This window comes from Caulobacter sp., from assembly GCF_039596335.1.
GTDB lineage: Bacteria > Pseudomonadota > Alphaproteobacteria > Caulobacterales > Caulobacteraceae > Caulobacter.
Window position 1 is genome coordinate 48,463 of sequence record NZ_JBCNJZ010000012.1, and the last position, 12,446, is coordinate 60,908.

The 12,446-nt window shown below is 67.1% G+C and carries 11 protein-coding genes; 3 read left to right on the top strand and 8 right to left on the bottom strand.

Translation table 11 applies throughout. The annotated features are described in order from the left end of the window. Positions 1-22 precede the first annotated feature (22 nt). From ABDW31_RS22380 to ABDW31_RS22390, 3 genes are read right to left on the bottom strand one after another with little or no spacing between them, the layout of a single operon-like run. Complete coding sequence (locus ABDW31_RS22380; protein WP_221444635.1) at positions 23-1,420, bottom strand: TolC family protein; 1,398 nt, start codon at positions 1,418-1,420, stop codon at positions 23-25. Between the two features lie 47 nt (positions 1,421-1,467). Next, a complete protein-coding gene (locus ABDW31_RS22385) occupies positions 1,468-2,535 on the bottom strand; it encodes an HlyD family efflux transporter periplasmic adaptor subunit (protein ID WP_184717471.1) in 1,068 nt (355 codons plus the stop codon). Continuing rightward, the gene (locus ABDW31_RS22390) at positions 2,519-4,099 is read right to left on the bottom strand and encodes a hypothetical protein (RefSeq protein ID WP_221444634.1); all 1,581 of its coding nucleotides are present in this window, start codon (positions 4,097-4,099) and stop codon (positions 2,519-2,521) included. The genes ABDW31_RS22385 and ABDW31_RS22390 overlap by 17 nt, the downstream gene beginning before the upstream one ends. A gap of 464 nt (positions 4,100-4,563) precedes the next feature. Between ABDW31_RS22390 and ABDW31_RS22395 the strand changes: the two genes are divergently transcribed. Beyond that, a complete protein-coding gene (locus ABDW31_RS22395; protein ID WP_184717467.1) occupies positions 4,564-5,103 on the top strand; it encodes a DUF1697 domain-containing protein in 540 nt (179 codons plus the stop codon). A 15-nt stretch (positions 5,104-5,118) separates the two neighbouring features. Here the strand turns inward: ABDW31_RS22395 and ABDW31_RS22400 are convergent, their stop codons facing one another. From ABDW31_RS22400 to ABDW31_RS22420, 5 genes are all read right to left on the bottom strand, one after another. Further along, complete coding sequence (locus ABDW31_RS22400) at positions 5,119-5,913, bottom strand: glutathione binding-like protein (RefSeq protein ID WP_184717465.1); 795 nt, start codon at positions 5,911-5,913, stop codon at positions 5,119-5,121. A 102-nt stretch (positions 5,914-6,015) separates the two neighbouring features. Continuing rightward, positions 6,016-8,388, bottom strand: coding sequence for a TonB-dependent receptor (locus ABDW31_RS22405; RefSeq protein WP_184717463.1), 2,373 nt, complete (start codon positions 8,386-8,388; stop codon positions 6,016-6,018). Positions 8,389-8,590: 202 nt separating this feature from the next. After that, a complete protein-coding gene (locus ABDW31_RS22410) occupies positions 8,591-9,202 on the bottom strand; it encodes a glutathione S-transferase (RefSeq protein ID WP_184717461.1) in 612 nt (203 codons plus the stop codon). 97 nt (positions 9,203-9,299) lie between these two features. Beyond that, positions 9,300-9,896 (bottom strand): TetR/AcrR family transcriptional regulator, encoded by a 597-nt coding sequence (locus tag ABDW31_RS22415; protein WP_184717459.1) that lies wholly within the window; start codon positions 9,894-9,896, stop codon positions 9,300-9,302. A 373-nt stretch (positions 9,897-10,269) separates the two neighbouring features. After that, positions 10,270-10,803 carry a gamma carbonic anhydrase family protein gene (locus ABDW31_RS22420; RefSeq protein WP_184717457.1) on the bottom strand — a complete coding sequence of 178 codons (534 nt, stop codon included), beginning with the start codon at positions 10,801-10,803 and terminating at the stop codon, positions 10,270-10,272. A gap of 291 nt (positions 10,804-11,094) precedes the next feature. On the opposite strand from ABDW31_RS22420, the gene ABDW31_RS22425 reads away from it, so the two are divergent. Both ABDW31_RS22425 and ABDW31_RS22430 read left to right on the top strand, forming a co-directional pair. Beyond that, on the top strand, positions 11,095-11,898 hold the full coding sequence (locus ABDW31_RS22425) for a PhoH family protein (RefSeq protein ID WP_184717455.1): 804 nt from the start codon (positions 11,095-11,097) through the stop codon (positions 11,896-11,898). 269 nt (positions 11,899-12,167) lie between these two features. Then, positions 12,168-12,383: a hypothetical protein gene (locus ABDW31_RS22430; RefSeq protein WP_184717453.1), complete on the top strand. Its 216-nt coding sequence runs from the start codon at positions 12,168-12,170 to the stop codon at positions 12,381-12,383. Positions 12,384-12,446 lie beyond the last annotated feature (63 nt).

The following is a 12,446-nucleotide window of genomic DNA, read 5'->3' on the forward strand; positions in this document are numbered from 1 at the left end:
CGATAGTCCGCGGGTCGCGCTTCTAATCGACGCCCTCAAGGCCCAGGGCCTTGCGATCCGCGGTCGCGGCGGCCAGATCGACCCGTGCGGCGGCTATCCGGCCCCGCGCCTCGATCAGGCGCACGGCGGCGTCCGTCGCGGTTTCTTCGCGCTGGTTGACCAGGAAGAAGTCGCTGGAGCCCAACTCGAACCGGCGGCGCTCAGCCACGGCCAGACGATCCGCCAGCTTGAACTCCTGCTCGGCGATCTGGGCCAGGCGCTCGGCGGCGGTCAGAGCGACGCCGATGCCGTCGACCTCGACCGCGATCTGGTCGCGCAGGAAACGGCTACGCGCTTCCAGCGCCTCGACCTCGGCGCGGGTCTCGGCGAGCTTTCCCTTGGCGACGCGGTTCTGGAGCGGCACGGAGAAGCGAAAGCCCACCACCGCCTCGGTCGGTGTGCGGCTGGGACCGCCCCGCCCCTCGTCGCCGATGTCCTTGCCGAGCTCCGCGCGCAGGTCGAAACGCGGCCTGAGATCGTTCTCCGCCAGAGCCAGCCGCGCCAGCGACTGGTCGATGCGGGCCAGGACGCCTTGCAGATCGGGGCGGGCAGCCAAGGGATCCGCCGCGGTCGCCGCGGCGTTCACGCCCGCCAGCGCGCTGGCGTCGGCCGGCAGCCGCGAAGCGTCGACTACCACCGGCTGGCCGCCTTCATCTCGGTAATAGAGCGACAAAGCGTTCGCCGCGGCCTGGAAGTCGCCGTCAGCCCGAACCACCAGGGCACGACGGCGCACCAGGTTCTGGTCGTTCTCGGTGAGCAGAATGTCGGGCTTGGCGCCCAGCTGAACCTGGCGCTGGATCGCGCCGCGCCGGCTCTCGGCCAGGGTCATCAGATCGCGGTAGGTCCGCAGCCGCAGCCCCGCCACGACCCAGTTCTGATAGGCGACGACCGCGCGGGTCTGCACGCCGATCTCGACGGCGTTGCGCTCGAACCGCGCGACATCGATATCGGAGGCGGCCACGGTGCGACGCGTGCGGCGCTCATCGATCAGGCGATCTCGCAGCAGGGCGTACAGCACGCCGATCTTGGCCTCGCCCAGCCGGTTGGTGTGCTTCTCGTCCTCGTAGACGGGGAAGTCGCCACGCGAGACGCGGTAGTTGCCGTACACATAGCCGCCGTTGTCCGTGAACGGTCGGGTCGCCCGCCCCTCGACGACCGCGCCGTCATAATAGCCCAGAACGCGTGAGCGGCTCTCGACGTCGAACACCGTGTCGAAAGCGCCCTCGGCGGTCAGGGCCCGGCTTTGCGCCTGACGCTCGCGCGCCAGCTGTTCGACGATCTGGGGCGAGGCGCGCAACGACACCCTGAGCACCTCGGCCAGGGTCAGCGGCGCAGCGGCCGGCTGAACCGCCGCCGGCGTCGGAGTCTGGGCGACGGCCATCTCTGGCGCGCTCCCGATCAGAAGCAGGGCAAGGCAGAGGCGGACCATCACTTCGAACCCGCAGCCTTGTCACTGTCCTTGGACGCGGTCGGCGCCGAGGTCGGTCCGGCGCCCTGGCCGAAGTCGAGCGGGAAGTCGTTCAGCTGGCGCCACAGCTCGTAGCCGACCGACACCGTCTCGCCCTGCACCCAGCCGCGCACCTTGCCGCCCAGCCGGACGAACTGCGCGCTGGGCCACGCCGGCTTGTCGGGCGCCGGCTCGACCAGCACGCGGAACAGGCCCGAGGGCGCGGCGGTGGGATCGATCGACCGGACGCGACCATCGAATATGCCCCGCGCGACCATCGGCCAGCCGCTGAACTGGATCGCGGGCCAGCCTTCGAACTCGAGCCGCACCGCGCGGCCAGGGCGCACCAACGGCACATCGCGACCATCGATGAAGAGCTCGACCACGCGCTCGACGCCCTCGGGCGCGACCACGGCCAGCACGGTGCCGGCCGACACCAGGCCCCCGCCCGCCGCGGCGTTCAGGTTCTGGATGCGGCCCGCGCGCGGCGCAGTGACCAGTTGGGCCGATTGCCGGTTCAGCTGCACGTCGATCCGGTTCAGCTTGGCGCGGGACTCTGCGAGCTTGGCCGCCGCGTCGGCGACCTTGATCTGGGCCTGCTCAAAGTCCCGTCGCGCCGCCAGCCCCTCGGCAAGCAGCTGACGAGTGCGGCCGACGTCGATGTTCGCCACCGACTGGGCCTGACGCACGGCCGCGATCTCGGCCTCGACCTGGGCCCGCTCCTCGGCCAGACGCGTCAGAAGGTTGGGATCCAGGTCGACGATCTGGGCGATGGGATCGCCGGCGTCGACATGCTGGCCGTCCTGGACATACCAGCGCTCGACCCGCCCGCCGACCAGCGCCGAGACCTCCTGGGCGCGGTCGGTCGGGTCCGGCGCAGCCACCAGCCCCCTGCCCTGCGCGGTCTGCATCCACGGCACGAAGAACAGGATGAACAGCGAGACGACGATCCCGACCCCGATCATCCACGCCAGCGCCACCACCACGCGCGGCGGACGCTGCTGGGCCAGGGTCGTGAAATGCGAAAGATGCTCAGGACGGTAGGGCATTGGCCTCTCCCCGCTGGGCCAGATAGGCCTGGAGTTCGTCGAGCGATGCAAAGCGGCGTTGTTCGGACAGGCCCAGGTGGAACCAGCCGTCCAGCGCCATGTCTTCCGGCCGCCCGGTGAACAGCAAGGTGGTCGTCCCCCGTTGCTTGAGCAGGGAGAGCACGGTCGCCAGGGTTCGGGACGGCAGCAGGTCGTAAAGCTGCCCCAGCACCAGCAGCCTGGGCGCCACCAGCAAAGCGTTGGCCAGACGCAGCGCCATCATCGAGCCCAGGCTGAGCGGATGGCCCGTGGCGGCCAGCTGCGTGTCCAGTCCCTTGGGTAGCTGCGCGATCCGCTCCTGCAGCCCGACCATGGCCAGGGCGTCCAGCATCTGGGCGGCCGAGACCTGGCTGGCCGCCATCGCCAGATACTCGCGGATCGTCACCTCCGCGATCGTCGGGCGGTCCAGAACCAGGACCTGTGAGCGCAGGAGATACATGTCGAGCGATTCCAGGTCCGCGCCGCCGATCGACACCAGGCCACGCTCGGGGTGGACGTGCCGCTTCAGCACCAGAGCCAGCCTGCGTTCGGCGCCCGCCCCCGCGGCGATCACCAGCTGTTCGCCCGCCTCGAGCGCGAAGTTGAACCGCGCATCGTCGACCTTGACGTCCATCAGCCGCAGCGCGCCGTCGCTGGGCGCGCCGGCCCCTTTTGCGGGCGGCTTTTCCTGGGGAATGGAGAACAGCAACGACAGCTCTTCGGCGCTGGCCACCAGGTCGTAGAAGGTGTCGAGGTAATAGCCCAGCTGCGAGACGCCGTAGAAGACGCCCGACAGGATCAGCTCGGCCGCCACCAGCTGGCCGATCGACAGCTCACCGCGCAGGATCAGGTTGCCGCCCAGCATCAGCAAGGCCGCGCTGGCGAAGGCGTAGATCAGCAGATAGCTGAGCGTCTGGGCGAAGCTGGATCGGAAGTAGCGCTTGTGGGCCCCGACATAGGCGGCGGTCATTGCTTCGGATCGATCCATGGCGAAGGCCAGGTGGCGGCTGGACTTGTAGAAGCCGTTGGAGCCGCCCACGCTCTCGAGCCAGCGCGCGGCGTTGTGCTTGGCGTGGCTGAGCGCCACCGCCCCGGTGATCGCGCCCCGCCGCCAGATCACCCAGACCATGATCACCGCCGAGATCAGCACGACGTTGAAGGCCAGGAAGAACGGGTGGTAGAAACTGGTCACCGTCAGGCCCACCATCGCCTGCAGCACGATGGTGAAGGCGCCGATGACCAGTCCCGGCACCGCCTTCTGGACCACGGTCAGATCGAAATAGCGGTTGAACAGGTCGCCACGGCTGGCGTCGCCGAAGAACGGGTTCTGGGCGTGCACGGCCCGGATCGTGATCTCGGCCACCACCCGCGAGAAGACCCGTCGCTCGAACGCCGCCATCAGATAGACCCGCAGCGCGCTCAGCGCCGCCACGAGCAGCAGCAGCAGCAGCAGTACGCCCGACAATGTCCACAGCGGCGCCGGCAGCCCGATGTAGGCGACACTGTTGATAAGCAGCTGGACCGAGATCGGCGTGGCCAGGGACATCAGGCTAATCGCCAGCGTGTAGACTATGCCTAACCGGACATAGGCGACGTCAGGACCGACAATCTCCGACAGCCACCTTGCCGCCTCTCTGAACCCAATACGCTCGGTCGCCGCCACGTCCGCCTCGATCCAGTGTTGCCAGCGCTGCGCCTCGAGCGATCAGACCTCAGGTCGGACACCGGTAGGTGACGCTGATCGTCCTCGCGCTCGCGGCCGCGCGTTTCGAACATCGCCACTTCACGGCTAAAGCCTTGAAAGTAGCAAGTTCATTTCGGGCCCGGGCGATACACCGATGCGCCCATCACCCCAAAGACAACCGTGCTACAAAACGTGTCCGACGCCCCAGGGCGCGGGTTGGGCGCCGCTTTCCGATCTGACCGGGCGTACGACGCGCCGCCCGCAAATCCCCCGCGACGGCGGCCCGCGGAAGGCCTAAACAGCCGCCTCGTTTGAAAGGCCCGACCATGTCCCTCCACATCGCCCTGCTGCGCGGCGTCAACGCCGCCGGTGGTCGCCTGATCACCGCCGACGAGCTGACCGGCCTGATGACCGATCTGGGTCACACCGAAGTGCGCATGGGTCCCAAGCTCGGCGACCTGGTGTTCGAGAGCGGCGAGCGCACGGGCGCGGAACTTCAGACCCAGATCGAAACCGAGCTGATGGCGCGCTTGGGCCTGCGCACCGACGTCTATGTCCGCACCGCCGAGGCCTGGCGGGCCCTGGTCGCGGCCAACCCGTTCCCGGACTTCGCCGCGACCGATCCGGGCTGGCTGATGACCCTGTTCTGCAAGGACACCCCCGACAAGAAGGCCATGGGCGCCCTGCGCGCGGCGATCCGCGGGACCGAGCAGGCGCGGGCCGATAACCGCCAGATCTATGCGATCTATCCGGACGGCGTGGGGGGCTCGAAACTGACCAACAGCCTGGTCGAGAAGACCCTCGGCATGCGGGTTACGGGGCGGACGTGGACGGCGGTGCTGGCGCTGGCCGAGATGCTGACCTAGCCGTTCGGCGCTCGGCTATCCTGGCGCCCTCGGCGCTTCCCGGGGCCCCGACGGCGCGTGCTGCGGCAGACGTGGCAGGCCGCCGATCATGCCGTCGGGCCGCGCCTTGGCCAGCATGCGCTGATAGGCCGGACGCGCCTCGATCTTGGTCTTCCAGGCCGCGACATGGGGAAACTGCGCTTCGTCGACCAGGTTCAGGCCGGTCGCCGCGTTGAGCGGGAACATCATCATGATGTCGGCGCCCGAGAACGCCGCGCCGCCGAACCAGGGATGCTGAGCCAGGAAGTTCTCGGCGAACTGCACGACGGCCTCGGAGTCGACCAGGCGCGACCGCTGCTTGGGCGGCTGGGCCGTCCAGGCGCGATAGTCCGAGAACAGTCGCGCCGCCAGGCTGCCCTCGGCATAGTGCATCCACATCAGATGGTCTGGGTAGTCGCGGCTGTCCACGGCGGGCTGCAGGCTGCCCGGCGCGTGGCGATTGAGGATCAGCTCGATGATGGCGCCGGACTCGACCAGCACCTGGTCGCCGTACTTCACCGTCGGGGCCATGGGGACCACCGGGCTGAACTCACGGATCAGCGCCATGGAGCCCATCAAATCGCCGCGCTTAAACTTCAGGTCATAGGGCAGACCCAGCTCTTCCATCAGCCAGACCAGGCGTTCGGAACGGCGACCTTCCAGGTGGTAGATCGTCACCGGCGGCATCGGCGCCGCCTTGGCTTTGGCTTGCGCGCCCGAAGCGATCAGCGGCGCGGCGGCCAGGCCGGCCAGAGCGCCCAGCGAGGCGCGGCGTCCCATCGACTGTTTCATGTGGCTGTCCTTGAGGATGATGTCGTTTGGAAAAGGGGGCGAGGCGTCGTCGGCCGCCTCGCCCGGCCGCAGCGCCGGCAAGAGCGCTGCGACAAACGGATCCTAGAACGCGACGTCCAGGCTGATCCCGGTCCGGCGCACGGAGTCGGGGCTGAAGTACTGGACGTAGCCGCCGGGGTTCAGCGCGGTGACCGGCGACGGCGTGATCTGGGCGGCGTAGCGCTTGTCAAGCAGATTGCTGGCGTACAGCGACACGCTCCAGGCCTTGTCCGGCGCCGAGACGCCGATGCGTCCGCCCAGCAGGCCATAGGCCTTCTGGATCGTGCCCGGGTCGCCGCTGATCGAGTAGTTGATGTCGCTCTGCCAGTTCCAGTTGGCCTGGAAGAAGCCGCGCAGGTTCGGGGTCAGGGACTTTTCGTAGATGGCGCTGACGCCATAGACCCAGTCGGGCACACCGGCCAGGCTGAGGCCCTTGGCGTTGAAGAAGCCGTCCAGCGAGCTCGGCGTGGCCGGCGGTGCGCTGCACGGACCGCCCTGGGCGATCTTGGGCTGGCCGAAATAGCACTGCACGCCGTTGAAGTCGGCATAGCGGGCGTGGGTGTAGGCCGCCCCGGCCGTCAGGGTCAGGCCCGCCATCGGTCGCGCCATAAGATTGGCCTCGACGCCGCGGGTCTTGATCTCGCCGGCGTTGGTGATCCGCGAGGAATAGGTGGCGCTGGTCAGGTCTGAGACCTGGGCTTGGAAGTTCTTGACCGTGGTGGCGTAGACGTTGGCGTTCAGGATCAGGCGGCGATCGAAGAACGCGGCCTTCATGCCCGCTTCGTAGCTGGTCGGGATTTCCGGCTGCACCCGTTGGTCGGCCACAGCGGTGGCGGCGCTGAGGCCGCTGAAGCCCGGCCCCTTGTAGCCGCGCGACACCGTCGCATAGACCATGACGTCGTCGCTGAAATTGTAGCGCGGGCCGATCCGCCACGAGACGTTGGTGTTGTCCACGCCCTGGTGGAAGCTCAGCGTGACCGAACCGGGAATGTAGACCGCGCCCGGCGTCGGCGCGCGGCGATAGTCCAGGGTGATCTCGTCGCGGGTGACGCGGGCGCCGGCGATCAAATCCAGCTTGGGCGTGATGTGCAGCCCGACCTGGCCGAACGCGGCATAGCTGGTCGAGTTGATGTCATTGACCGTCGAGGTCTCGAAGACCGTGCCCAGCGGCGCGCCGGGAATGATCGGCACGACCGCGCCGTTCGAGGCCGGCACGATCCAGCTCAGCTGGCCCCGCTGACGGATCAGCGACGAGGCCTTGGAGTGGAAGAGATAGAGGCCGGCGACATAGTCGAAGCGCTCGCCGATCGGCGAGGTCAGGCGCAGTTCCTGGCTGAGCCAGTCGGTCTTCCCGGCCCCGCCATTGGTGTCGACATAGCTGACGGTGGTCAGGTCGCCGTCATAGAACGCCTCGCGCTTGACCGAGCGATAGGCGCTGATCGAGGTCAGGGTGTGCTCGCCCATCGCATAGTCGATCTGCAGCGTGCCGCCCTGGGCCGACGACTTGCTTTGCGACGGGCCGTTGGCCGCGACCTGCAGGTTCTTCGGACCGGCGACAATGTCGTAGCGGGCGTTGACCACCGCCGGGGCGTAGCCCGGCGTGACCTTGCGCCAGGTCGATGAGCAGCAGAAGGCGTTGTTGTCGGTACGATCGGCCGAGAAGAAGACGGTCAGGTCGTCATTGGGTCGCCACAGCGCCTTCAGGGTCAGGGTGCTGACATCCTGCGGATCGGTGAAGACATTGTCCTTGGCGACGTTGCGGATCAGGCCGTCGCGCTCGTTCTTGGTGGCGACCAAGCGCAGGGCGAAGGTCTCGTTGACCGCCACATTGCCGATCGCCTGCAGGATTTTCTCGCCGCGCTCGCCGTACTGCAGATGCAGCTCGCCGCTGTTCTCGTTCAGCACGGGGCGCTTGGTGATGAAGTGAACCAGGCCCGCCGAGGCGTTCTTGCCGAAAAGCATGCCCTGCGGCCCGCGCAGGATCTCGACGCGCTCGATGTCGGCCAGGGTGGCCAGGCTGGCGGGATCGGCCAGCACCACGCCGTCGACGACGGTCGAAATGCTCTGCTCGATGCCGGCCGAGAAGCTGCTGGTGCCCACGCCCCGGATGGTCAGGCCCGAGGCGCTGCTGCTGAGGCTCTGCTTGAAGCGGACGCTGGGGTCGATCAGCGACAGCTGCTGGGGCTGGGTGACGTTCATGGCCGCCAGGGCCTCGCCGCGCGCGGCGGTGATGGCCAGCGGCACGTCCTGGACGTTCTCGGCCCGCTTCTGAGCGGTGACCATGATCTCGTCGACGGTGACGGCGGGATTGGAAGCGCGGGTCTCGGCCTCTTCGGCCAGGGCGCTGTTGGCGGCGAACAGGGCGACGACGGCGAGGCCCGCCCCCATCAGCAGATCGGTCTTGTTGGCCCGCGAAAGGCGCGATTGGACAGGCATGGCGCATTCCTCCATGAGCCGCTTTGCGGCTTCTTTTGTGATCTCGATTGGGCGCAGGCTCCCGTCGCCCGCCACGCGCGCGGCGCCGGAAGCCAGGGTGGTCGGGTCCACCACATCTAGGGGATCGTCATCGGGCCCGGGACGATTAAGTAACGCTATCGTCACTTAACTGGCGTGACAAGGCCCTTCGAGCAGCCGTTCGTCAGGCGGCCGTGCTGGGCCGCTCGGCGATCCGATCCAACCAGGCCTGGACGTGGCCGCAGTCGTCGGGGACCGACACGCCGATGAACTGGCCGAACTGGATCGTCGTCACCGCAACGATGTCGGCCATGCTGTAGGCCTCGCCCGCGATGAAGGCGCGGCCGGCCAGCTCTCCGTCCAGCCAGCGATAGGTCCGCTCGACGTGAGGACGGTTGGACTCGCCGAAGTCCTTGTACTGGGTCAGCAGCGCCGCGGTCAGCGGATGGGTATGACGCCAGATGTGGGCGATCGGCAGCATCAGCTGCAGCTCGATCCGGCGGATCCACATGTCGATGGTCGCCTGCTCCTTGGGCGTGACGCCGAACAGCGGCGGTTGCGGGTTCAGGCCTTCCAGATAGCGGCAGATGCTGACGCTCTCGCTCAGGAACGAGCCGTCATCCAGCTCCAGCACGGGCACCTGGCCCAGCGAGTTCTTTTCCAGGAAGACGCTGGCCTTGTGGGCCCGCTCGCGCAGCGGCACCCGCTCGTGCTCCAGGGTCAGACCCTTTTCCGCCAGGAAGATGCGGACCCGGCGCGGATTGGGTGCGGGATTGTCTTCGCCATAGAGCTTCATCGGTCGTCGCCTCCCCAAGCGGGGTCTCGACGCCCCGTCAATTAAGTAACGCTATCGTCACTTAAAGCGCAGCGCAACCACCCTCTTGGGAGGCGCGTCAGGCCGTCTTGGCGGGGCGGGGCTCGCCGTACTTTTTGGCCAGGGCCTTGGCGCCGGCGACCACGGCCAGGGTGATCGCATCAATCATCGCCTCGTCGTCGCCATCGCGCGCGTCCAAAGCGCCGGCCGTGCCCGCCACCATGAACCACGCATACTGCCTGGCCTGGCGCGGCGGCAGGCCGAACGCCTTCTGCAGACCCAGCGCCCAGCCGTCCGCGTCAGCCTTGCGATTGGCCCGCGCCCGCTCAGCCAGGGGGCCGCAGTCGCGCACCAGGCGCATGAAGAGCTCGCCGCGCTCGTCGGCCCGGCGGCACCAGTACTTCAGGGCCCCCCGCACCCAGTCCTCGAAGCTAGAGGCCGGTCCGACCTCGGTGGCCAGCCGCTCGACATAGATCTGGGTTTCGCGGTCGAACAAGGCGGTCAGCAGGTCGTCGCGGTCGGTGAAGTAGCGATAGCCCAGCGCCTTGGTGACGCCGGTCAGGTGCGCCACGCCATCCATGGTGACGGCCGCGACGCCCTGCTCGATGACGATCTGCGCGGCCGCGTCGAGAAACCGCTCGCGTCGCTCGGCGCCCTTCAGTCGTGTCTGAGTCATCCCTGGCCCCGCAACTGCGAACCTCTCTTTTGGCGCGACGGCGCTCGAAGTGGCAAGGTTTGTGACAGCCGCATGCAGAGAAGCGGGCTCTCGCCTCAAGAGGACAGCGCAAGCCTGCGCCGAAAGCAGCAGTCACCGAACATCAGTCGCCCACGCGAAAGAATGGGCATTCACACCTAACCAAAACCGGTTCATACTACCTATGGTCGAAACGACGTGCTCAAATCGTCGCGCCAGGCGAGGTCTCCCCCGCGCCACGGTTCACGTCTGCTCGCCCCTTCCGGCCCCTCTCGATCGGGACGTCGGAAGCGGGAGCGTCGTCGCCATCCCCCCAAAAAGGCCGGCGGCGCTCCCAACATCCACCCGCCGGGGATCAGCCTTCCACAGCCTTCAGGTCGCGGGCGTAGCGCTTCCAGTTCTCGACATAATGCAGGGCCGAGGCCTGCAGGATCATCGCCTGATGCTCATTGACCTCGCGGATGATCTTGCCCGGCGCGCCGACGACCATCGAGTTGTCCGGGATCTCCTTGCCCTCGGTGATCAGGGCGCCGGCGCCGATCAGGCAGTTCTTCCCGATCTTGGCGCCGTTCAGCACGATGGAGCCGATGCCGATCAGGCTGCCGTCGCCGATCGTGCATCCGTGTAGCATCACCATGTGCCCGATGGTGACGTTCGCGCCGATGTTCAGGGGAACGCCAGCATCCGTATGAAGCACCGAACCGTCCTGGACATTGCTGTTCTCGCCGATGGTGATGGGATCGTTGTCGCCCCGCGCCACCGCGCCCCACCAGATACTGGCGTTCTTCTTGAGAATCACGTTGCCCATCACGCTGGCCGTCGGCGCGATCCAGTATTCACCGTGGGGCGGAAGCGTCGGCGTGGTGGCGCCCAGCGAATAGACAGTCATCCGTATGCCTCGTTTCTTGTGAGCGATTTTCGAGTTAACGCCCCATAAACCATGATTTGCCATTGTAGGCGGGCGGATCGAGAGGGAACATTCCTTAAGCGGGAATCACTTTCTTCCTCCCCGCTGACGAAGACGAGGGTGGCTCTTGGCGTTTCGGCGTATAGCACCGCGTATTGCGAGCTCTCCGGAGCCGCCCGGTCGCGCCCGCGACTTCGTTTCTGTCCAGCTCATCGACAACCAGCTCACAAGTAAGGACGACGCCTTTTGGCCTCGTCCTTTTTTCATGCCCGAATGGAGGCTTTGATGACCAAGCGAGCCCTGAAGCGGATGGCGCGCGAAGGCGCGTATGAGACCGGCCAGTATGGTGATGACGCCAAGGTGCGCCGCCTGCCGATCGATGTTCGCGACCGTGGCAACAGCTGGAACCCACTTGGGCATGACGGCGCGCCCAACAATCCGGAGCGCGATCAGAGTTACCTCAAAACGATAAAACCAAAATCGCCCGGCCAGGCGGAGTTGATGGAAGCCATCGACAACAAGAACCTGGTCATGGCCCTGGGTCCGGCCGGCACCGGCAAGACCTACATCGCCATCTCCAAGGCGGTGGAGGCCCTGGAGGCGGGCCGCGTCAACCGCATCGTCCTGTCGCGCCCCGCGGTCGAGGCCGGCGAGTCGATCGGCTATCTGCCCGGCGACATGGAAGACAAGCTGGCCCCCTATCTGCGCCCGCTCTACGACGCCCTGACCGATCGCCTGTCGGTCAAGCGGATGCGGGCCCTGATGGCCGAGGGCGCCATCGAGATCGCCCCGGTCGGCTTCATGCGTGGCCGCACCCTGAACAACGCCTTCGTGGTCATCGACGAGGCCCAGAACTGCACCTACATGCAGCTGAAGATGCTGCTGACGCGCCTGGGCTGGCACTCGACCATGGTCGTGACCGGCGACCCGAACCAGTCGGACCTGCTGCCCGGCATTTCGGGCTTGGCCGACGTGGCCGCCCGCTTCGACGAGGTCGCCAACATCGCCGTCGTCCGCCTGGCCGACCGCGACATCGTCCGCCACCCGCTGGTCGCGGAGATGCTGGGGGTTCTCTAACCGAAATGCGGACCGCTCCACTTTCCGGGCGAAGCGGTCCGCACCCTGACGACGCCGCTTTACACCGCCGTAAGGTTGAGCAATGCTGAGAGCTCTCCTGGCTTGAAAGGTTTGTCATGTTGAAGCATGCTCTCGTTGCGGCCTTCGCTGCTATCAGCTTCGCGGGCGCCGCCGCACAAACATCGCCGGCTCCGCCGGCCCCGGCGCCCTCCCCCTCGCCCAGCATGTCCAGCACGTGGCCGCCCCCCATTTCGCGCGGTTCGCCGTTCATGCAGCTCGACATGGCGACGCGGTTCTCCAATCAGAACTACACCGATCAGTCGCGTCTGAAGGCCACGCCCGCGGAATGGCGTCGCGCCAATCAGGCTGCGATGCTGATCAACGAACAACGCTGCGCCAACGCCTACACCCTGGCCGTCGTCGAGTTGGACGACCGGCTAGCCAAGAACGTCAAGCGCGTCTGTCAGGAACTCGCGCAGCAATAGGCTTTGATGGCGCGGACGCCGATCGGCGTTCGTTAAAATCGAGACTTGAGTTTGGGGCGGTCG